The following is a 21635-nucleotide window of genomic DNA, read 5'->3' on the forward strand; positions in this document are numbered from 1 at the left end:
GACGAGTTCTAAAAAAGAACTTAATGGTCCGACAAGCTCGCAACGCCGGCGCGAAAGCCGCCAACGCCCAAAAAGGCGTTCCGTGGGAGGACCAAACAATGTTTCAGCGCCTCAGTCCGGCATGCGCGTTGCTCTTTTCGATCGCGTCGGCGTTGATAGTCCCGGCAAGTGCGCGCGCCGCCGATGCGCCGGGCGTCACGGCGACTGAAATCAAGATCGGCGGCGTGTTTCCGTTCAGCGGGCCGGCATCGTCGATCGGGCTGGTCGGCAAGGGCGTGATGGCGTACGTGCAATCCATCAACGACCGCGGCGGCATCCAGGGCCGCAGGATCAATTACATCGCGCTGGACGACGCCTATAGCCCGCCCAAAGCGGTCGAACATATAAGAAGGCTGATCGAGAGCGACGAGGTCGCCTTCATCTTCAGCCAGCTCGGCACCGCCGGCAATACGGCGGTCTCGAAATATCTGAAAGCCAAGGGGGTTCCCACCATCGCGATCGTCACCGGCTCGAGCAAATTCACGGACGTGAAGGACTATCCGCTGACGACCACCGGCCTTGTCAGCTACGACACCGAAGGCAAGATCTACGCGAAATATCTGACCCGCACGCTGCCATCGGCAAAATACGCGATCCTCTACCAGAACGACGATCTCGGCAAAGACTACGTCAACGCCTTCAAATCATTTCTTGGAGCCGACTTCGACAAGCGGGTCGTGACCGCGGCCTACGAGGTGACCGAGCCCACGATCGACTCGCAGGTCGTCAGCCTGAAGAGCTCGGGTGCCGAGGCGCTGTTTGTCGCGGGTACGCCGAAATTCGCCGCCCAGGCGATCCGAAAGGCGGCCGAGATCGGCTGGAAGCCGACGCTGATCATCAACTTCCCTTCCAGTTCGGTGGCGGGGACCATAAAACCGGCCGGCCTCGAAAACGCCGTCGGCGTCATTGTCGGCACGCCGAACAAGGACACGATCGATCCGAAATGGAACGACGATCCCGGCATCAAGGCGTACCGCGCCTTCTTCGAAAAGTACCTCGCGGGCGCCGATATCACCAACACCAGTTACCTCACGGGTTACCAGCAAGGCATGGTGCTCGAACAGATTTTAAGGCAATGCGGCGACGACCTGTCGCGCGCCAACATCGCGGCCCAAGCAAAATCGCTGCGCGATTTCGTGCTGCCGACCGCGCTGCCCGGCATCAGGATCAACACCGGCCCAACCAGCAACATGGTCTGGACCCAGATGCAGTTGCAGCGCTGGAACGGCAAGAGCTGGGAACAGTTCGGCGACGTGCTGGACGCGGGCTCGGAGTGAAGCCCGGGTCCGCCGAGGAATACCGACCTCATCCTGAGGAGCTTGCGAAGCAAGCGTCTCGAAGGATGGCCGCAACGAACGAACTCGCGGCCATCCTTCGAGACGCGCGCAAGGCGCGCTCCTCAGGATGAGGTCGGAGTGCGGCCGCCCTAATCTACGCCGCGCGCACCGTCTTCTTCGCCTTCGCACCGTCCTCAGTCTTGCCGCCCGCCGGCGCCTTGCGCGCGCCGGGACCGGGGTGCACGTGGACGGCCTTTGCGATCACCGGCTCGCCGCATTCCGAGCAGACCATCACCGGATCGAACATCTTGCCGCAATTCTTGTGCTCATGCAGCATCGGCCGCCCGCGGGCGTCGACCATGTGGATATTGCCCCAATTCACGATCGACATGATCACCGGATAGAGATCGAGCCCCTTCTGCGTCAGGATATATTCGTAGCGTTTTGGCGCCTCCTGGTAGGGAATCCGGCGCAGCACGCCGAACCGCACCAGCTTTTTCAGGCGCTCGGCGAGCAGATGCCGGGTGATCCCGAGCGAGGACTGAAACGCCTCGAACCGGCGCTTGCGCAGAAAACATTCCCGCAAGATCAAGAGGCTCCAGCGGTCGCCGATCACCGCGACCGTGCGGGCCAGCGAACAGGGTTCTTCTTCAAGCGCATCCCACTTCATCGCATTCTCCAGCCGAGCATTCTCCAGCCGATTTGGGCGGCCTCGCCGGCCGCGCGCAAATCACCCAATGCCCCATTCTAAATAGGCACTGAGCGGCACACAACGGGCCAATTCGCCCACCAGGCGACAAATTGCGGTTCCGCATTGACAGTTCTAAAATAGAACTATAGATATTTTCAATATTCCCGCCATGCGGGCCCGCCGCTCGGCGTGCACGGGGGCCGTCGTGGTGTGGCTGAAAGGGTAGGGTGCCGTGGTCAGTGCCTTGAAGGTCGAGTTTCATTTCGATTTCGGCAGCCCGAATGCCTATCTGGCCGAACGCGTGCTGCCGCAGATCGAGCAGCGCACCGGGGTCAAATTCGACTATGTTCCGGTGCTGCTCGGCGGCGTCTACAAGGCGACCAACAACCTGTCGCCGGGAGAGTCGCTGCGCGGGATCAGGAACAAGCCGGAATACCACGCGCTTGAAACCAGGCGCTTCATTCGACGCCACAACATCACGAATTTCCACACCAATCCGTTTTTCCCGGTCAACACGCTGATGTTGATGCGCGGCGCGGTCGCGGCCCAATTCGAAAACATGTTTGAGCCGTATTTTCGCGCGGCCTACCATCACATGTGGGAAGCGCCGAAGAAGATGGACGATCCGCAGGTGTTCCGCGACGCCTTCATTCTGTCCGGTATCGACATCGACCGTTTGATCGCCCGCGCGCAGCAGGACGACGTCAAGAAGAAGCTGATCGCGAACACCGCCGACGCGGTCGAACGCGGCTCGTTCGGCTCGCCTACATTCTTTGTCGGCAAGGAGATGTTCTTCGGCAAGGACCAGCTCCGCGATGTCGAGGAGGAGATTGTCGAGCAAACCCGGGCCGCGCTCAAAATCGCTTGAGCCGGGTCGATCGGGCATTGACGAGTTCTAAAAAAGAACTGCTAATGTCGAGCCACAAGAGTTAAAGACAAAAGCGTTCGCAGCCCGCGGGAGGGATCGTTGGAGAGACCGGTGTCAGAGATCGCTGCGGCGGATGTGCTTGCAAGCTTGCCCGCGCGGATCCACCAGGTGATCGACCACCACGTGACGGCGACGCCGGATCGGCCGGCGCTGATCGAAGACGGCGCAAGCCTGAATTACCGCGAGCTCGACCGCGCGGTGAAGGCAACGGCGGACGCGCTTGCCGCGCTCGGCATCCGCGCCGGCGACCGCCTCATGATCGTCAGCGAGAATTGCATCGCATTGGCGTGCCTGTTGTTCGCGGCATTCCGGTTGGACGCCTGGGCGATCGTCGCCAATCCGCGGCTGTCGCCGCGCGAGCTCGATCAGATCAGGGATCATTCCGGCGCGCGCCGTGCCTATTTCACCGCAGGCGTTTCCAAGGAGGCCGCCATCCACGCGTCGCGCTACGGCGCGAACGTGCAAAACGTCGGGCCGCTTCACAACATCGCTGTCTCCGCGCTGAATCAGGGCACCGCGCCCGAACCGGTCGAGGCTGATCCAGCAAAACAGGTCGCGGTGCTGATCTATACTTCCGGCACGACCGGAACGCCCAAGGGCGTCATGCTGACCCACCGCAACCTTCTGTTCAGCGCGGCGACGACGGCATGGTTCCGCAGGATGGACGCGCACGACAAGGTCTATGTCGTGCTGCCGATCTCGCACATTGTCGGCATTTCGCTCCTGATCATGACGCTGATGACCGGCGGCACGGTGCAGCTGGTCAGCAAATACGATCCGGCCGCGCTGGCCAGAGCAATCACCGAGGAGGGCGTCACCATTTTGAACGGGGTGCCGGCTACGTACCAACGGCTGCTGGAGTATAAGCGTGTAGCCGGACTGCCAAAACTCGACCGCGGCGCGTTGCGCCTGATCGCGGTTGCAGGCGCCCCGCTCGACCTCGACCTGAAATCGCGCGTCGAGCAGGAGCTTGGTCTCCCGCTGCTCAACGGTTACGGCATCACCGAATGCTCGCCGGGAATTTCCGGCGTCCGCTTCGATGTGCCGCGGGACGATCACGCCGTCGGCACCCTGCTGCCGGGCATCGAGGCCCGGATCGTCGGCCTAAAGGGCGCTCCGGTATCCAAGGGTCAGGTCGGCGAACTCCATGTGCGCGGGCCGAACGTGATGTGTGGCTATTATCGCGCGCCTGAATTGACCGCCAAGGCGATCGATGCGGAAGGCTGGTTCAATACTGGCGATCTCGCGCGGTTCGAAGGCGATTGTCTCTTTATCGTCGGACGCACCAAGGAAATGATCATCCGCTCGGGTTTTAATGTCTATCCGGCGGAAATCGAAGCCGTGCTCTCGACCCATGACGCCGTCGTGCAATGCGCCGTGGTCGGCCGCGCGGTCGAGGGCAATGAAGAGGTGGTGGCGTTCGTGCAGCTGTTGCAGGGCTCCAACACTCGCCCGGAAGACCTGATGGCCCATATCGCCCCGCAACTCACTTCTTACAAGCGGCCGTCGGAAATCATCGTGCTGGATGCGCTGCCGGCAACCTCGACCGGAAAGATCCTCAAACACAAATTGGCCGAGACGCTCCGCGCCGGCTGAGCTCAGGGCGTCTCATTCCCTTAAACCTCGGGAGAACATCTTGGAAAAACGCAACGCGACAGTCGCCGTAATCGGCGCAGGCGACTTCATCGGCGGCGAAATCGCCAAGAAATTCGCGGCCGAAGGTTTTGACGTCTTCGTCGGCCGCCGGCAGGGCGAAAAGCTCGCGCCCTTGGTGAAGGAGATCGAGGACGCCGGCGGCACCGTGTTCGGACGCGCGCTGGATGCGCGCAAGGAAGAGGAAATGATAAAATTCATTTCCGATGCCGATAAGCACGCACCGCTCGAAGTCTGCGTCTTCAACATCGGCGCCAACGTGAATTTTCCGATCGTGGAGACGACGGAACGGGTGTTCCGAAAAGTCTGGGAGATGGCGTGCTATTCCGGCTTCCTCGCCGGCCGCGAGGCGGCGCGCGTGATGCTGGCGCGCGGCAAGGGCAACATCTTCTTCACCGGCGCGACCGCGAGCCTACGCGGCGGCTCGGGCTTTGCGGCCTTTGCAAGCGCAAAATTCGGGCTGCGCGCGGTAGCGCAGTCGATCGCGCGCGAGCTCGGTCCGAAGAACATCCATGTCGCCCATCTCATCATCGACTCCAGCGTCGATACCGAATGGGTGCGGCAGTTGATCGCCAAACGGGAAGGCGCGCAGGCGATCGAAAACCTCGATCCCAACCGCCTGATGCGCCCGGCGGCAGTCGCGGAGGCCTATTGGCAGCTCTATCAGCAGCCGCGCGACGCCTGGACTTTTGAGCATGAAATCCGCCCGTTCGGCGAGAAATGGTAAGGGGGCGCGCCGGTGGAACTAAAACTCTCCAGGGAAGATGCGGCCTTTCGCGACGAGGTGCGGGCCTTCATCGCGGAAAATTATCCCTCCGAGATGCGCGTTCCCAATCCGGAGACCGACCTGACCAAGGAGCAGTCCGTGCTCTGGCACCGGATTCTCTACAAGAAGGGCTGGATCGCGCCGCTTTGGCCGAAGGAATATGGCGGCACCGGCTGGTCGATCACGCAGCGTTTCATCTGGGAGCAGGAGACGTCGCGCGCCGGAGCGCTGCCGCCGCTGGCTTTTAGCGTGACCATGGTCGGTCCCGTCATCTACACCTATGGCAATGAGGCGCAGAAGAAAAAATTCTTGCCGGGCATTTTGTCCGGCGACGACTGGTGGTGTCAGGGTTATTCGGAGCCAGGCTCGGGCTCCGATCTGGCGTCGGTCCACACCAAAGCTGTGCGCGACGGCGATCATTATATCGTCAACGGCCACAAGACCTGGACCACATTGGCCCAGCACGCCGACTGGATCTTTTGCCTGGTCCGCACCGATCCGATGGCAAAAGCGCAGGCCGGCATTTCCTTTTTGCTGATCGATATGAAATCGCCCGGCGTCACGGTGCGCCCGATCATCACCATCGATGGCTCGCATGAGATCAATGACGTGTTTCTGGAGGACGTGCGCGTCCCCGTCGAGAACCTGATCGGGGAGGAAAACAAGGGCTGGACCTACGCCAAATTTCTGCTCGGCAACGAGCGCACCAGCATGGCTGGGATCGGGCGCTCGACGCGCTATCTGAACCGTCTGAAGAAAATCGTGAAAGCCGAAATGGCCGAGGACGATCCGACGCTGGGCGAATTCGTCAAGGACATCGCGCGGGTAGAGCTTGATATTCTCGGGCTCGAAGCGACAGAACTGCGGGTAGTGGCGCAGATGTCGCGGGGGATAAATCCAGGTCCTGCTGCCTCCCTGTTCAAGATCAGGGGCACCGAGATCTTCCAGCGCATCACTGATCTGACGCACCGCGCGATCGGCAATTATGGCCTTGCGCTTCGCGAGCATCCGGCCAGCGCCAACATGTTCATGCCGGGGCCGGATTACGGACACACCGCGTCTGAAAAATATCTCAACGCGCGCAAGCTCTCCATCTACGGCGGATCGAACGAGATCCAGCGCAACATCATCGCAAAAGCGGTGCTTGGTCTGTAACCGGCTCGCACGAGGCACCAAGCGGATATTCACAAGTGGACATTCAATTTACAGCCGAACAGGACCTTTTGCGCGGTAGCCTTCAGCGGTTACTGCGTGACCAGTACGATTTCGAAGCGCGCCGCAAGATCATCGCGACGGAGCATGGTTTCAGCCAAAAGCATTGGGAAGCATTCGCCGAGCTCGGCCTGTTGGCGGCGCCGTTTTCGGAGGAGGTTGGAGGTCTCGGCGATTCCGTTTTGGCGAACATGATCATCATGCAGGAGTTCGGCCGCCATCTCGTGGTCGAACCGTTTTTCGAGACCGTTGTGCTCGCTGGCGGAATCATCGACCAGGCCGGCACCAAAGCCCAGCGCGAAGAGTTTCTGCCGGAGATCGCGGCCGGAAAGGCGACCTGGGCGCTGGCCTGGGCGGAGACACGCTCGCGCTACGATCTCAATCATGTCGCCACGACAGCAGAGCGTCATGGGCAGGATTATGCCATCAGCGGCGACAAAGCGGTCGTGATCGGCGCGCCATGGGCCGATAGGCTGATCGTCTCGGCGCGCATTTCCGGCGATCCGCGCGACCGCGGCGGGGTTAGCCTGTTCATCGTCGACCGGCAGTCGGCCAATCTTCACCTGCAAAGTTTCAAGACGATCGACGGCCGTCGTGCCGCGGAAATCTCGCTGAAGGGCGTACGGGTTCCGGCCAGCCGGATGCTGGGCGAGGAGGGAGAGGGTGTTACCATTCTGGAGGCGGCGCGCGACCGCGCCATCGCTGCACTCTGCGCGGAAGCGGTCGGCGCGATGACGGAATTGAATTCCGCCACGCTCGAATACACCAAGACGCGCAAGCAATTCGGCGTGGCGCTCGGAACGTTCCAGGTCCTGCAGCACCGCATGGTCGATATGTTCATCGCGCTGCAGGAATCCATCTCGCTCACTCAGCATTTGAATCTGGCGCTGGCCGAAAACGAGCCGGGCTCTTCGAAACTCGCCTCGGCCGCGAAATCGAAGATCGGAGATGCCGCACGTCTTGTCGGCGAACAGGCCATCCAGATTCACGGCGGTATGGGCATGAGCGACGAACTGAACGTCGGCCATTACTTCAAGCGGATCGCGGCCATCAACGTCCAGTTCGGCGATCCCACCTACCACCTGATGCGATACGCGCGCGAAATGGGTCTGTCGCATTCCACATCCGCGGCGCCTGCCATACGAGCCCGCCAACCCGAGGAAGTGTCATGAATGAAGCAGTGATCGTATCGACCGCCCGTACCGGCGTTGGCAAGGCCTATCGCGGCGCGCTCAACAACACCGAAGGCCCGACGATGGCCGGGCACGTCATTGCCGAGGCCGTCAAGCGCGCCAGAATCGAGCCCGGCGAAGTCGAGGATGTGGTGATGGGCTGCGCGATGCAGCAGGGCACCATGGTGATGAACGTCGCGCGCAAGGGCGCGATCCGTGCCGGCCTGCCGGTGACAGTCGCCGGCACTACGATTGATCGGCAATGCGCGTCCGGGTTGCAGTCGATTGCGGTAGCCGCCCGCTCGGTGATGCTCGACGGCGTCGAGATCGCGGTCGCCGGTGGCGTCGAATCGATCAGCCTGGTGCAGAACGAGCACATGAACAAGTTTCACGCCGTTGACGATGAGCTGATGGCGATGAAGCCCGAAATCTACATGTCGATGCTCGAGACCGCCGAAGTCGTGGCGGAGCGTTACAAGATTTCACGCGAGCGGCAGGACGAATACAGCCTTGAATGCCAGCGCCGCACCGCCGCGGCGCTTCAAGGCGGTCGTTTCAGCGACGAGATCGTGCCGTTCAAGACCAGGATGGCGGTCATGGACAAGGACACCAAGCAGGTGTCGCTCAAGGAAATCACGTTGACCAAAGACGAGGGGCCGCGCCCCGAAACCACGGCTGAGGGGCTAGCGAGCATCAAGCCCGTGTTCGAAGGCAAGACGATCAGCGCCGGCAATGCGAGCCAGCTCTCCGACGGCGCGTCGGCCTGCGTAATCATGAGCGACAAGATTGCGGCGAAGAAGGGCCTGAATCCGCTCGGTATCTTTCGCGGTTTTGTGGCCGCCGGCGTCGAGCCGGACGAAATGGGCGTCGGCCCGGTGGCTGCGATACCACGTTTGCTAACACGTCATGGGCTTACCATCGACGACATCGATCTCTGGGAATTGAATGAAGCCTATGCCGTGCAGGTAATTTATTGTCGCGATAAATTGGGCATCGATCCCGAAAAGCTCAACGTCAACGGCGGTTCGATCTCGATCGGGCACCCCTATGGCATGACCGGGTCGCGCCTCACCGGACATCTCCTGATCGAAGGGCGCCGCCGCAAGGCCAGATACGGCGTGGTGACCATGTGTATCGGCGGCGGCATGGGTGCTGCGGGATTGTTCGAGATCGTCCACTGAGGCGTAAGCTGCGACAACACGGATTTGGAGAAACAGATGAAGACAGCGATTACGGAGATGTTCGGCATCGAGCATCCGATCATCCAGGGCGGCATGCATTATGTCGGCTTTGCGGAACTGGCAGCGGCCGTTTCCAATGCCGGCGGGCTTGGCATCATCACGGGTCTTACGCAAAAGACCCCGGAATTGCTCGCCAGGGAAATCGCGCGCTGTCACGACATGACGGACAAGCCGTTCGGCGTCAATCTCACTTTCCTGCCGACCTTCTCCGCACCGCCTTATCCGGAATACATCGCCGCCATCCGTGAAGGCGGCATCAAGATCGTCGAAACCGCGGGGCGCAGTCCCGAACAATACATGCCGGCGCTCAAGGCCACAGGCATCAAGGTGATCCATAAATGCACCTCGGTGCGGCATTCCCTCAAAGCCGAGCAGATCGGCTGCGACGCGGTCAGCGTCGACGGCTTTGAATGCGGCGGTCACCCCGGCGAGGACGATATGCCCAACATGATCCTGTTGCCGCGCGCCGACGAGGAATTGAAAATTCCGTTCGTCGCGTCGGGCGGCATGGCCGATGCGCGCAGCCTGGTCGCGGCGCTGTCGATGGGCGCGGCCGGCATGAACATGGGCACGCGCTTCATCGCCACCAAGGAAGCGCCGGTGCACGACAACGTCAAGCAAGCCCTGGTCGCGGCGACCGAGCTCGACACCAGGCTCGTGATGCGCGCGCTGCGCAACACCGAGCGCGTCCTGAAAAATGCCGGCGTCGAGCGGCTGCTCGAGATCGAGCGCGAAAAAGGCCGCGCGCTGAAGATCGACGACATCCACGATCAGGTGGCGGGTGTCTATCCCAAGGTGATGATCGACGGCGAGATGGATGCCGGCGCCTGGAGCTGCGGCATGGTGGTCGGCCTCATCCACGACATTCCGACCGTGAAGGAATTGATCGACCGGATCATGGCGGAAGCCGATCGCATCATCCGCGGCCGGCTGATGGGTTTTTTGGATGCCGAATGCATAGCATCTCTGAAAGTCGCTTGAGTCTTTCGTGGTGTTAGCGACAACGGCCACGCTCGAGGTAGATGAAGATGCCGACCTATTTCTGCACGACCCTGGAAGGCCGCCTCGCTGCCGACCAAAAAAGCAAAATTGCCGGTGAGATCACGCGCATCCATTCCGAGGTCACCGGCGCGCCGAGCTTCTTTGCCCAGGTCATCTTCAATGAGCTTAAGCCCGGCAACTATTTTATGGGCGGAGCGCCCCTGAAGCATGACCAGATCTTTGTCTACGGAATCATGCGAGGCGGACGCGCCGCGGTCGACAAATCGCGGATGATCGCGCTGATGGCGAAGGCGGTCGGAGAGGTTGCAAAAGTCGAAAACAGCCGTTCCGTCTGGGTCTATGTCGCCGACATGCCCGCGCGGCAAATGATCGAATTCGGACATTTGCTGCCTGAACCGGGCGATGAGCCGGCCTGGACGGCTGCACTACCAGAAGCAGATCGCGAATTCATGCGGTCAATTGGAAAATAGCGACAAACGTGAGGAGCGAAACATGCGAGCCCCCGGCAGCTACCAATACCCTCCAATGGATTTTGTCGTCTACGGCAAGCCCGCCGCCGAGGCGCTGCGCGAGGAGGCCGAGCGTCTCAATGCGCAGCGCGTATTTCTCATTGTCAGCCGCACGCTGAACACCAAGACCGACGAGATCGAAAAGATCCGCAACAGCCTGAAGGACCGTTACGCCGGCACCTACGACGGCATTCCGCAGCACACCACGCGCGAGGTGGTGGTCAAGGCCGCTAGCCACGCGCGCGAGGCGGCTGCGGACCTGATCGTCGCGATCGGCGGCGGCTCGGTGGTGGACGCTGCAAAGATCATCCTGATGTGCATCGAGCACGAGATCGTCGACCAGGACGGGCTCGACGGCTTTGAGACCACGCCCGAACGCCGCTTTGGCGCGTTTCGCAATCCCAAAGTCCGCATGATCGCTGTTCCGAGCACGCTGTCCGGCGGCGAATATAATTCCGGCACGCTGGTCACCGATACCCGCCGCAAGCTGAAGCAGATCTTCAATCATCCGATGATGATGCCGCGCACCATCATCCTGGATCCCGCGATGACGAAATACACGCCGGAAAAACTGTGGCTCGGGTCCGGCACCCGCGCCATGGATCACGGCATCGAGGCGGTCTGCTCGATCCGCGGCAACCCGCTGGTCGATAGCGCCTGCCTTGCCGGCCTGCGTTATCTTCATGACGGCCTGTTGCGCACCAAGGAAAATCCCGACGATGCGGAAGCCCGCGTCAATTGCCAGTTCGGCTCCTGGCTGTCGGCGTTCGGGCTGCAGGCGCGGGTGCCGATGGGCGCGAGCCATGCCATCGGCCATGTGCTCGGCGGCACCTGCGACGTGCCGCATTATTTCTGCACCGCGGTGATGATGCCGAGCGTGCTGCGCTATAACCGGCCGGCCACGGGCGAAGCACAAAAGTCGATCGCCGCCGCGCTGCGCGCGCCGGAACTCGACGCCAGCGACGCTTTTGCCAATTTCATCGGCAAGCTTGGGCTGCCGCGCAAGCTATCTGATGTCGGCGTCGGCGAAGACCGCTTCAAATTGATCGGCGAGAACGCGATGCTCTCGATCTTCACCCGATCCAACCCGCAGCCGATCCGCGAGCCGGGCGACGTGGTGGAGATTTTGAAGCTTGCGGCCTAGGTTTTCGCCCCTTCAGCCCTGCCGCCGGCCGACCAGATCAGTTGCTTTGCGGCGCAATTGCGCCTAAAAGCCGCGCTGCAACGGATGAGATCGGCCATGGCCCACAATTTTGCGATCAACGAGAACGTGCTTCACCAGCTGCAGGGGCCGCAAGGCCGCGCCGTCGTTAAGGAACGCAGCATTTACACGATTGTCACCTGCCTGCCGATCGAGTCGGACGGCCGGCCGCGCTACCGCATCAAGAGCAAGACCGAGAATGTCGAGCGCGTGGTGACTGAGGAACAGATCAGCCGGCTCGATTGATCCGGCGCGGCGCCCGCTTTATTAGCGTTTTGTCATGTCGGCAGGTTTCGCTTGCTATTTCGCAGCAGGCAGCGTACATGCCTGCCATTCGAATAATCGATTTGCTTGTTGATCGCGCCGAACCGGCTCCCCTCCCCAAGACATCGTTGAAATCGGATCTAAGCTCGCGCGAATAGTCGTGCGGGCGTTAGCGCATTTGCGCAATCTTGGAGAAGTTAAGATGGCTACCGGAACGGTTAAGTGGTTCAACGCGACCAAGGGTTTTGGCTTTATTCAGCCTGACGATGGCGGCAACGACGTGTTCGTGCACATCAGCGCCGTCGAACGGGCAGGCATGGGCTCGCTCAATGAAGGCCAGAAGCTTTCGTTCGAATCGAAGGTCGACAGCCAGCGCGGCAAGACCAGCGCGGAAAACCTCCGCGCCATGTGATGCCAACGAATTAGGAGATCACCGCGGATGTACCGGGATCCCTCATTCGACGGCGTGCCGTTTCCTCTCAGGGGATAACGACACCAGGATTTAAGCCCGCCGGTTATCGCCGGCGGGCTTTTTGTTGAAGGCAACCTTCTCCTGAAAAGGGAAGCCGCCACGTCGATGTTTAGGAGGGAAGCCGATCAGCCTGCCGGGTTGATCTGCTTCCGCCGCCGGCTCACTTCGACGCCAGCACCGAAGGGGCCATCGCCGAGCGCGCGAATTTTTTCAGCCCCATCGGCTTACCGAACAGATAGCCCTGGACGAGATCAAAACCTAATTCGTTCGCCGCGACAAAATCCGCGCGAGTTTCTACCCCTTCGGCGACCACCCGCACGCCGTAGCCTTTGGCCAGCTCGATGATGCGACGGCACACCGTCCGTTTCAGCCGGTCGCTGGCGCAGCCGGTGACGAATTGTCGATCGACCTTGAGCTCGACAAAGGGAAAGGTGCGCAACTCCATCAACGCCGGCCAGTCGGTGCCAAGGTCGTCGATCGAGACGGCAATATTGTGAAGCCGCAGTTCTCTTGCGACATCGATCAGCAGATCCAGATTGTGAATGGCCTCCGCGCTGCTGATCTCGATCAGTAGCCCCCCGAATGCGGGATGCGCCGGCACTCGATGACAGAGATCGCGCACCGCGTCGGGGTTCTTGAGAAACGACACCGGCAGGTTGATCGAGATGTCCGTCGCGCCTTGCTGTTCGAGCAGGTGATGCCAATCCTCGATGGCGCGGTTAATCACGAATTCCGACAAGCGCAGGAAGTCCGGATCGTCGTTTTCCGGGATAAAATAGGCCGGCGGCACCACGCCCCACGTCGGGTGACGCATCCGCACCAATGCCTCGGCGCCGCAGCGAACGAGGGTGCGGGCGTCGATCTTCGGCTGGTACCATAATTCGAGCCAACCGGCGTGCAATGCCTCTTCAACGTGGACGGCCGGGCTCGGCGCCGGCTCCTCGGGCACAAGCATGGCAACTCGCTCGCGCAAGGTTCCGGCGGCAAACGGCGTAGTGACCGGCGGCAGCATGACGAGGCCATACTCTTCGCCAACTTGCTGCACGGCCTTGACGATGATCGACTCGCGGGCGCCGATCGCGAGAACCTTGCCGCAGAACTCCCGACGCACAAGAACTTCAAGAATTTTGCCGGCCTCGATTCCATCGACCGAGAGTCCGATAACGATGAGATCGGGAAGCTGGGTCTCGAGGATCGCCCCGAGGTCCCCGTCCTTTGCGCACTCGCTGGTTACGAAGCCGAGATCTTCAAGTACATCGGTAAGGAAGGCTCGAAGGTGCCTCTTGGCATCCACAACGCATACGCGAGGCGCTATTTTGCGACGCCCAAAGGTTGCTGGTCTCTCCGCTAAAATGCCACCGAACGTCTGGTTCGTCATCGCTAGCCTCCTCCTGCTTCAGAAGGTTTCATAACGGCGCGCATGGTTTCAAATATGGAGATCTTGTGCGCAGAATTGAATTGTCCGAGTAACGTTAAACCGCGCAGCAAGACTAAATCTTTGCAAAATTTTTCATTAAAATTCTACGGATCGCCGTTCGCTTGCGGCGTCAACTTCTGTGGTTCGTTCGAAAGATATTGCTGAAATCGACTTTTTGCTCGTGTGAAATCCGTGCGGCCCGCGCGCACGTCTCGTCGACGAGAGCGCTATCTATGTCGGCTACAAGACACAAAAGTAAACGCCGAAACGCAGCGCGGCCTATTTCGGCGAAACCATTGTGACAAAACCGGTGGCGGCGACGGGGCGCGTGTTCGGCAAACGCGCCGTCGCCTACTGCGCCTTGTCGTGTGCGGCGATGCCGTCCGCCTTGTGGTCGTAGGTCGGATAGAATTCCGTGTGATAAGCGCCCCAGGCGGTGTTCTCCAGCACCCGGTTGACCTCGCGCAGCCGCGAGGCCGGAAACCGCAGCGTGACGACCTGTCCGATCCCCATCATGATGTACCAGCTGACCACTTCGGTGCCGGGCGGGGGAAAGGCTTTGTAATAACCCTGCTTCTCCAATTGCGCGTTGAGTTCGCTTAAGGGGCGCGACTGGTCGTGTTTTAAGAAGATGGTGAGCATTACCGCGTTGTCGGCTGTCGGCGCGGCGTTCTCGGCCGGCGCCGCTGGCGTCTGCGCGCGCGCAGCCGAATTGAACATCAAAACTCCCGTCAGCGCCGCCATCGCCAAGCCTGAAGCCAACCCTCGACCCATCGCCATCTCCTTTTTTCTCTTAGCGCCCAGTCCGGCCGCGAGATTATTGGGTGCAATCATCGCAGGCTAGCGGCCCGCGTAAACATGATCTCGTCGTGACTTTGTCCCCTGTCGTCCGGCTCCAGCCTGGCCCAGCCGGACCCGTATTTGTACGGTCAAGTGTGAAGCACGTCACATCCAGCCGCAGGTTCCCGCGCTACCCATGATGCGGCAGGGACCCATCGAGGACGGCACCCATGAGAACCCGGCGGATGATATTCTGGTGGTTCAGGTTCGTCGTCTCGGGCCGATGGTTCGAGACGTTTCTGAATTTGCGGTACGACGCCATCGTGACGAAAGTGCTGGACAGTGAACCGGCGCGTTGGGGCAGACGACAATCGTAACCGCGGTTTTCGGACCTGCGGGATTTCCTTCAGGTCTGGCCGATCAGCTTCTTGCAATAAGCGGCGCCGCCGCTCACGACATCGCGTCCCTTCCATGCCAGATAGGTGAGGCGTCCGGCCAGCGAATGATGGCTGCGCAGGCTGCGCGATCCCAGCACATGGCCGACATTGTCGGGAAACCGTCTCACCTCCGTTTCCACCAATTCGGCGATCGCGTTCATCAGATAGTGCAGCCGCTTTCCCCAATCGGATTCTTCGAGCGCGTCGATGCGGACCTGCAGCGCGTATTCGGTGTCGTAAATATCGGTCAGGATCTCCTTGGCGACCAGCACCCGGTTGTTTTTCAGCGCCACGCGCAGCGCCGCCCGCTTGTCGTCCAGCCGGTCCAGCACCATCGTGACCGTGATCGCATAGGGCATGGCGGCGATATCGGCGGCGTTCTTGCTGGGCGCGGGCTTGGTCGCGAGGCGGATCAAATGCCAGGATGTTTTTAGCTTTCTTGCGACCAGCGCCAGCGCAAAGGGCAGCGCCTCGGTATTTTTCTTTGCGAACGCGTCCAGCCATTGGGTCGCCTTGGCGACTTGCGCGTCCTCGAACTTGCCGAGCGAGGGCGGCAGCGCTTCGTTGAATTTCGAGAGCGCTTCGCGCGCGCGCAACACGCCCAGCATCTTGGTCAGGTCGTCAAACACCGAACGCGAGGCCGTGTAGGTCGCGAGTTTGGTGCGGGTCTGGTTGGCGCCGTCCGGCGTGCTCAGCGTGTTCTCGAGGCTCTTGAGAACCTTGGTCTGGAACGTCGACGCGGCCTGCTGGGCCTCGCGCTTATTGTCGGCGCCGATCAGGTCGATCCCGTTGGCGTAGTCGCGCGCCATGGTCGGCAGCAGATCGCGGCTGACCCATTCCCAGATCGGTGCGAGCGAACCGCGCTGGATACGGCCGGCGTTGGCATGCTCGGGAGCGCCGTCAACCAGCAACGACTCCAGCGGCGCGAAAAAATACCGCAAGGGATTGCTCATGCGTGTTTGCGTCGAACCATCCTTGCGGAATTCAGCGCGCAGCCTGGCGAGGACATCCGCGGAGCCCGGTATCTCGGTGCCGCACATCTCCAGCCGTTCGAGCTCGGTGAGAAGATTGGCGCGCGCCAGCGGCTTCAACCGCTGCAGATAATCCTGGATCGGATCCGGCCGTTCCATTGCACCAAGAGTTCCCGCAAGTTGATCGGCATCAAGGGCCCGCCGCGCGCAGGCGCGAATAGCGGATCAAATCACGAAAACAGTTCGTGCCCGATTAAGAAGTAAGCCGGATGCCCGTGAAACTGCGGAGGTACGGATTTACGGTTAAGGCGCCTGCGCTCTCAGTAGAACTACTGAGATTTAACGTATCGTTTGCCATGTTGACCGCGATACGCGGTGATCACTTACCGATTCGACCGCAACGATCAATTTACCGCTCCGCACGATTTACAAAAATCTCCGTAGTCTTACTGAGTAAAATATTAACCCTCACACAGCGCAGGGTCGTTAAATAAATTGCATGTCACAGCAAGAAGCCAGTGATTCGCACCTTTCGAAGTGGCTGGAGAGCAGCGCGCCTCGCGACGACGATCTCGAGATTGTCCGGCTGTCTGCTGCGCGCACCCGGGCGATGGATGAAGCGGGAGCTGCGATCGCGCGTCAGCACAACGGCCCGTTGACCGCGCTTCTGCTGTACATGGGCGAGATCAAGCAGCACAGCCATCAGTTTTCGCAAGGTTCAGGCGACCGCGCTTACCTGCAACAGGTTGTGGAGAACGCGCTTCAGCAAACCGAGCGCGTCTGCGCGATGATGAAGCAGATCGCGGGTGCGCACGAGGGATCGGTCGCCGCGAGTGGACGCAAGGCTCAATGGGAGACCCGGTCCGCCTCGGTCAGAGAAGCCGCGCATCCCCGGCGTGATGTTCTCATCAGGCCCCGGTCAAAAACCTCTGACCAGGCGCGAGCGCGAAGTTCTCAGTCTGATCAGCGAGGGATGCTCCAACAAGCAAGGCGCCTTGCGGATGCGCATCAGCCCGCGGACCTTCGAGAGCCATCGCGCCGAAGCGATGCGGAAGCTCGGCGCGCGAAACACCGCCGATCTCGTCCGCACCGTGCTCTTGCATTCGGGTTCGGTGTAGCCGAGCGCGTCACTGTCTTCGCCCGAGTTAGTTACAACTGTCATCGCCCGGCTTGACCGGGCGACCCAGTATTCCAGAGACGCCGATGATCAATCGAGAAGCCGCGGCGTACTGGATCACCCGGTCAAGCCGGGTGATGACAGCCGAATCAAAGATGTGAAGTTTAGAGGCGCGTCAGCATCCGCCGTCGTGCGACAGCGCCGCTCAGTAAAGATCTTCCACAAAAGACTGAAAGCGCGGCGCGGCCCGCGAGGGAACGACGGTGGGCTTGGGCGGACTCGGTACGATGGTGATGGTCCAGCGCTGCGGAATGCTCTCGCCGCTTTCCAGCACCGAGCGAACGTGGCCGGTGACCGGCGCGCCGTCCGACTTGACGGTTACGGTTCTGCCGTTGAACTGCGCGATGCGGAAACGACGGACTTCCTTCTGGTCGGCCGTCTCAAACGTAACCATGAAGCTCCCCCTCTGGCTCGCGCAACTATCACCGCACAAGATTAGCTGTATATGAAAATCCCAAGCCGTAGAAGTACGGCCGCACAACCAGGATGAACGCAACACGTAAAGCCGCGGCGGTCCTTCGAGGCGCGCGCGAGGGCGCGCTCCTCTCAGGATGAGGTTTGATTGAGGTATTGCGCATTGAGATCTGCGTCGAGCAGCAAAACGCCGTCGGAAATATTATCCAGCGCGCAGCGCAGGATTTCGAGCTCGTCGGCGGGGCGGACTTTCCACCTCGATGCTCGCGCCGCGATCGGTGATCCGGCGCACGACGCAGTCGATGCTCGATTGGCCGAAATTGGAGATGACTTTGCCGGCCAGCAATGTGCGGCCGTGCGGCGTGGGCTTTTGCTCGGACGTCGATACCACCTTCTCAAAGCGGCATTTTGCCTGGCGGACGGCTGCTCCGTTATCGACGACCCTTTAGAAAGCCGCGCGCGCGGTGCCTGCCATATGCTACTCGGCGGTGTCCGGGAACACCGCTTCCATCTTGGTCTTCAGGGTCGCGGCGTTGAACGGCTTGACGATGTAGTTGCTGACGCCGGCCTTCTTCGCGGCGATGACGTTTTCCGTCTTCGATTCCGCGGTGATCATGATGAAGGGCGTCTGCGAAAGTTCCGGGCTGGCGCGGACTTCCCTGAGCAGGTCGTAGCCGGTCATCGGCTCCATGTTCCAGTCGGAGATCACGAGGCCGTACTTCTTGCCCTGCATCTTGGCGAGCGCTGCCGATCCGTCGCTGGCATCGTCGACGTTTTCGAAGCCGATCTGCTTCAGAAGATTGCGGATGATCCGGATCATGGTGTTGTAGTCATCGACCACCAGGATCGGCATCGATAAATCAAAAGCCATGTCCTTTTAACTCCGCACGGTGCAAGTTGCCGAAAACCGGCGAGACATTCTTGGCGTGCGAAAATCCTTCGACGCTCTTCGAATCCGGCGCTCGTCAGCACCCCTGACATTTATCAGCGTTCATTGAACAGCCAGTTAATTCCCGCTGAATAAATTGCCGGCGGCCGGCGGCAGGCCCTACTAATACGGGAAAAGCCCGGGGGGAGCCGGGTCCATCACATGCCTGGATAGCGATGGACCTGGCAATACAACCGGCGAGGCCGCTCGCCCGCGGCGAAGGCTCACGACAGGCAACGAGGCCGAAGCAATCTGTTGTACTGGGCCTTGACCGTTGCGTAGCACTCGCACGAGGTCTTGAGCAGGCCATCCAGATCGGTGATCTCGATATGCCCGCGGCTGTAGTGGATGTATTTGGCCTGCTGCAGGGTGCTCGCCACCAGCGATACAGAGTTGCGGCGCGCGCCGATCATCTGCGCCATCGATTCCTGCGTCAGGCGAAGCTCGTCGTCGCCGGATAGATCGTGCGTGTGCAACAGACATCGCGCCAGGCGGGATTCGACCGTGTGCGAGGCGTTGCAGCCCGCGGTCTGCTGGATCTGCGCGTGAACCGCGAGCCCATGCCGGACCAGCGCGGTCCGCAAGGTGGCGCTCTGGTCGGCGGCAGCCCGAAAACGATCGATCTCGAGCGTCGAGGCGACGCCGGGCACAAGCACGACCGCGCTATTGAGGGAGGTCGGGTCGCCAAGGACGGACAATGCGCCGAAGATGCTGTCGCGGCCGACCATGGCGACCTGAATGTGCTCGCCCCGCGCAAGTTTTACGATGAGAGAGATCACGCCTCGATGCGGCAGGTAGGCGCGCTTGAGCGTTTCGTCGACTTCGACCAGGACGAATTCCTGCACCAGATCGACAGTTCGCAGATGCGGCCGGATCAATTCAAAATCGTCATCCGCCAGCGACGCCAAGAAACCATTGGGCGAACGGGGAGCCGAGTCCATGGCAGCCTCCTATTGGGAGTAAAATCTGCCTCTTGGGTCGCGTAATCTCTATGCACGATATCCGACATAAAGGATGATCCTTATAGGCGTTGTTGGCAAGCTAAATTGGCGAACAGGCGCACCTTCCTGCGCCGGTTCCGTCTCAATGCGTGATACCGCGCTGATAGCGACCGCGCGCTTTCGTCTTGCTTTCGTTTTCGCAAGCGTTTCGTTTCAAAATTGCTTCGTTTCAAAATCGCTTTGTTTCGAAATCGTCAATCCGCCACCCTGAGCAACCGGTCACGTTGCGTCTTCACGGCGCAATAGCATTCGCAAGACATCGCGCGCAACGCGCCGACGTCTTTGATCTCGATGTGACCCCGGCTGTAGCGGATGACGCCAGCCTGCTGCATGGCGTGGGCGACGATCGAAACTGCGTTACGTTGCACGCCGATCATTTGCGCCAGGAATTCCTGGGTCAGCGGCAAGGCCTCGCTGTCGGTCAAGTCTCGCACGCGTAGCAGCCAGCGCGACAGCCGTGCTTCGACCGTATGCGATGCATTGCACGCTACCGATTGCTGGGCCTGCGCGAACAGCGCCTGTTCGTGCCGCGCAACCAGCGAACGCAGCGTGACGCTGCGATGGGCCGCCGCCCCAAAACCGGCGACATCGAGTTTTGCCGCCGTGCCGGGCAGAACAACGACCGCATCGGTCAGCGATATTCCGCCATCGAGCGCGGCCGAAGCGCCGAACCCGCTGTCGTGTCCGACCATCGCCACCTCGACGGCTTGTCCTTCCGAGAGGCGGACCAGCATCGAAATCACGCCGCTATGAGGCAAATAGACATGCGTCAACGGTGCGCCGGCTTCAACCAGGACAGTATCCTTGACCAGATCGACCTGTTCCAGCCGCGGACGCAACATCTCGAAATCTTCCGCGGGCAGGGCTTGCAACAGAAGATTATTTGAATGCTGGTCTGAATGCATGGGCACTCCTGCCAAAGAGGCGGGAGCTCAATACGTCTCTCGTCACCTGTGTTCCGGTCCGCTGTTAGAAGCGAAGACATAATCCGGTCGGTCGATTGCACAAGCGGGCCAGTTGCATGGAAGGGCCTATACACGGTGCAGGGCAGACGAATCGCCACACATACGGCGGAAATGATAGTGACGCACTGATTCGCGACGGGAAAAATTGTAGTCCGATCAGTACGGGTCAGTCGAGCGCACAAGGAAATGCGAGGGGAATGCCATGCGCCGCATTCTGACGGTGCCGCTGATTGCGATTTCCGGTCCGGAGTTATCCGGTCCCGACTTCCTGCGAATGGCCATGAAGCTCGGCGCGACGAACTGCCTGCGTAATCCCTTTCGCCCGACGATGCTGCTTGGCGTATTCGACGAATGCCTGTCGGAGGCGGAACCTCATCGATGGTCTATCGCTGCGCTGACCGCCGTTACCGGCGCGCGGTCGGACCCGCAGCGCCGGATGCAATCTCGAAACCTGCCGGGGGACGTTCGTACGGGCTGATCAATCAGGTTCCAATCAACTCAAGATCCATCGTGCCTGGCGGAGCCACTGAAAAGGAGCCGCTGGCCCGAAGCTCCGCCCGTTGATCTTTATGGTGCAACGCGTGATGAGGTCTTGATTCGTATCAACTTTAATTGAAGGCAAAGGGAGGTCGCGTGCACTACGATTCAGGGGTTGCCGAACTGCCGAAACAAACTGCTCTGCCTCGGGGGGCCAACATGCAACGTATTCTCGTCGTCGATGATGATCCAATGGTCTGCATGGCCATTGAGATTTATCTTGAACGACATGACTTTCAGGTGACCATCGCCGATGGTGGTGAGGCCGGGCTTCGCGCCCTCGAAGGCACCACCTACGACCTGATGATCGTCGATATTTTCATGCCGCATATGCGCGGCTTCGAATCGATCAGGATCTTTCACGAGCGTGCACCGACGATCCCGCTGATCGCGATGTCCGGCTACGCCTTTGCCAATCTCAATACGCCGGCGCCCGATTTCCTCAGGATGGCGCTTGAACTCGGCGCCTCGCGCTGCCTGCGCAAGCCGTTCACACCGGTCGCGCTGCTGACGGTGATCAACGAATGTCTGGCGGAAGCCCAGTCCCGCGCGCCGGGCGTCGTTCAGCTGAGATAGCTATC

Annotated in this window: 23 protein-coding genes; 15 read left to right on the forward strand and 8 right to left on the reverse strand. The window is 60.7% G+C overall.

What is annotated here, in order from left to right; translation table 11 throughout:
• Window positions 1–98 precede the first annotated feature (98 nt).
• On the forward strand, window positions 99–1316 hold the full coding sequence (locus tag B5526_RS20615; RefSeq protein WP_079545143.1) for an ABC transporter substrate-binding protein: 1218 nt from the start codon (window positions 99–101) through the stop codon (window positions 1314–1316).
• Window positions 1317–1470: 154 nt separating this feature from the next.
• Here B5526_RS20615 and B5526_RS20620 read toward each other — a convergent pair whose 3' ends face one another.
• Window positions 1471–1986 (reverse strand): winged helix-turn-helix transcriptional regulator, encoded by a 516-nt coding sequence (locus tag B5526_RS20620; protein WP_079541066.1) that lies wholly within the window; start codon window positions 1984–1986, stop codon window positions 1471–1473.
• Between the two features lie 253 nt (window positions 1987–2239).
• On the opposite strand from B5526_RS20620, the gene B5526_RS20625 reads away from it, so the two are divergent.
• From B5526_RS20625 to B5526_RS20675, 11 genes are all read left to right on the forward strand, one after another.
• Window positions 2240–2875, forward strand: coding sequence for a 2-hydroxychromene-2-carboxylate isomerase (locus B5526_RS20625; protein ID WP_079541069.1), 636 nt, complete (start codon window positions 2240–2242; stop codon window positions 2873–2875).
• Window positions 2876–2986: 111 nt separating this feature from the next.
• Window positions 2987–4531 carry a class I adenylate-forming enzyme family protein gene (locus B5526_RS20630; RefSeq protein WP_244562012.1) on the forward strand — a complete coding sequence of 515 codons (1545 nt, stop codon included), beginning with the start codon at window positions 2987–2989 and terminating at the stop codon, window positions 4529–4531.
• A gap of 40 nt (window positions 4532–4571) precedes the next feature.
• Entirely contained in the window at window positions 4572–5315 is a 744-nt protein-coding gene (locus B5526_RS20635; RefSeq protein ID WP_079541073.1) for an SDR family NAD(P)-dependent oxidoreductase, read from the forward strand.
• A 12-nt stretch (window positions 5316–5327) separates the two neighbouring features.
• Window positions 5328–6509, forward strand: a complete 1182-nt coding sequence (locus B5526_RS20640) for an acyl-CoA dehydrogenase family protein (protein WP_079541076.1) — start codon at window positions 5328–5330, stop codon at window positions 6507–6509.
• Window positions 6510–6544: 35 nt separating this feature from the next.
• The gene (locus B5526_RS20645; RefSeq protein ID WP_079541078.1) at window positions 6545–7738 is read left to right on the forward strand and encodes an acyl-CoA dehydrogenase family protein; all 1194 of its coding nucleotides are present in this window, start codon (window positions 6545–6547) and stop codon (window positions 7736–7738) included.
• Entirely contained in the window at window positions 7735–8919 is a 1185-nt protein-coding gene (locus B5526_RS20650; RefSeq protein ID WP_079541080.1) for an acetyl-CoA C-acyltransferase, read from the forward strand. The genes B5526_RS20645 and B5526_RS20650 overlap by 4 nt, the downstream gene beginning before the upstream one ends.
• 36 nt (window positions 8920–8955) lie before the next feature.
• Window positions 8956–9960 (forward strand): NAD(P)H-dependent flavin oxidoreductase, encoded by a 1005-nt coding sequence (locus B5526_RS20655; protein ID WP_079541083.1) that lies wholly within the window; start codon window positions 8956–8958, stop codon window positions 9958–9960.
• A 47-nt stretch (window positions 9961–10007) separates the two neighbouring features.
• Window positions 10008–10451, forward strand: a complete 444-nt coding sequence (locus B5526_RS20660) for a tautomerase family protein (RefSeq protein ID WP_079545144.1) — start codon at window positions 10008–10010, stop codon at window positions 10449–10451.
• Between the two features lie 22 nt (window positions 10452–10473).
• The gene (locus B5526_RS20665) at window positions 10474–11634 is read left to right on the forward strand and encodes an iron-containing alcohol dehydrogenase (protein WP_079541085.1); all 1161 of its coding nucleotides are present in this window, start codon (window positions 10474–10476) and stop codon (window positions 11632–11634) included.
• 96 nt (window positions 11635–11730) lie between these two features.
• Window positions 11731–11937: a hypothetical protein gene (locus tag B5526_RS20670; protein ID WP_079545145.1), complete on the forward strand. Its 207-nt coding sequence runs from the start codon at window positions 11731–11733 to the stop codon at window positions 11935–11937.
• A 220-nt stretch (window positions 11938–12157) separates the two neighbouring features.
• Window positions 12158–12367, forward strand: coding sequence for a cold-shock protein (locus tag B5526_RS20675; RefSeq protein ID WP_079541088.1), 210 nt, complete (start codon window positions 12158–12160; stop codon window positions 12365–12367).
• 220 nt (window positions 12368–12587) lie between these two features.
• Here B5526_RS20675 and B5526_RS20680 read toward each other — a convergent pair whose 3' ends face one another.
• The 3 genes from B5526_RS20680 to B5526_RS20690 all read right to left on the reverse strand — a co-directional run bounded on the left by B5526_RS20680 (window position 12588) and on the right by B5526_RS20690 (window position 16191).
• Window positions 12588–13805 (reverse strand): EAL domain-containing response regulator, encoded by a 1218-nt coding sequence (locus tag B5526_RS20680; RefSeq protein ID WP_079541090.1) that lies wholly within the window; start codon window positions 13803–13805, stop codon window positions 12588–12590.
• A gap of 390 nt (window positions 13806–14195) precedes the next feature.
• Window positions 14196–14618 carry a hypothetical protein gene (locus B5526_RS20685; protein WP_433994589.1) on the reverse strand — a complete coding sequence of 141 codons (423 nt, stop codon included), beginning with the start codon at window positions 14616–14618 and terminating at the stop codon, window positions 14196–14198.
• A gap of 412 nt (window positions 14619–15030) precedes the next feature.
• Complete coding sequence (locus B5526_RS20690) at window positions 15031–16191, reverse strand: hypothetical protein (RefSeq protein WP_079541094.1); 1161 nt, start codon at window positions 16189–16191, stop codon at window positions 15031–15033.
• Window positions 16192–16531: 340 nt separating this feature from the next.
• Between B5526_RS20690 and B5526_RS20695 the strand changes: the two genes are divergently transcribed.
• The gene (locus B5526_RS20695; RefSeq protein ID WP_433994590.1) at window positions 16532–17206 is read left to right on the forward strand and encodes a helix-turn-helix transcriptional regulator; all 675 of its coding nucleotides are present in this window, start codon (window positions 16532–16534) and stop codon (window positions 17204–17206) included.
• Between the two features lie 148 nt (window positions 17207–17354).
• Here the strand turns inward: B5526_RS20695 and B5526_RS20700 are convergent, their stop codons facing one another.
• The 4 genes from B5526_RS20700 to B5526_RS20720 all read right to left on the reverse strand — a co-directional run bounded on the left by B5526_RS20700 (window position 17355) and on the right by B5526_RS20720 (window position 20457).
• A complete protein-coding gene (locus tag B5526_RS20700; protein ID WP_079541097.1) occupies window positions 17355–17603 on the reverse strand; it encodes a hypothetical protein in 249 nt (82 codons plus the stop codon).
• Window positions 17604–18101: 498 nt separating this feature from the next.
• Window positions 18102–18494, reverse strand: a complete 393-nt coding sequence (locus B5526_RS20710) for a response regulator (RefSeq protein WP_079541101.1) — start codon at window positions 18492–18494, stop codon at window positions 18102–18104.
• 281 nt (window positions 18495–18775) lie between these two features.
• A complete protein-coding gene (locus B5526_RS20715; RefSeq protein ID WP_079541103.1) occupies window positions 18776–19492 on the reverse strand; it encodes a Crp/Fnr family transcriptional regulator in 717 nt (238 codons plus the stop codon).
• A 254-nt stretch (window positions 19493–19746) separates the two neighbouring features.
• Window positions 19747–20457 (reverse strand): Crp/Fnr family transcriptional regulator, encoded by a 711-nt coding sequence (locus tag B5526_RS20720; RefSeq protein ID WP_079541105.1) that lies wholly within the window; start codon window positions 20455–20457, stop codon window positions 19747–19749.
• Window positions 20458–20719: 262 nt separating this feature from the next.
• On the opposite strand from B5526_RS20720, the gene B5526_RS20725 reads away from it, so the two are divergent.
• Window positions 20720–20995 carry a hypothetical protein gene (locus B5526_RS20725; protein WP_079541107.1) on the forward strand — a complete coding sequence of 92 codons (276 nt, stop codon included), beginning with the start codon at window positions 20720–20722 and terminating at the stop codon, window positions 20993–20995.
• A 218-nt stretch (window positions 20996–21213) separates the two neighbouring features.
• Window positions 21214–21630, forward strand: a complete 417-nt coding sequence (locus tag B5526_RS20730) for a response regulator (RefSeq protein ID WP_079541109.1) — start codon at window positions 21214–21216, stop codon at window positions 21628–21630.
• Window positions 21631–21635 lie beyond the last annotated feature (5 nt).

Source organism: Bradyrhizobium lablabi, assembly GCF_900141755.1.
GTDB lineage: Bacteria > Pseudomonadota > Alphaproteobacteria > Rhizobiales > Xanthobacteraceae > Bradyrhizobium > Bradyrhizobium lablabi_A.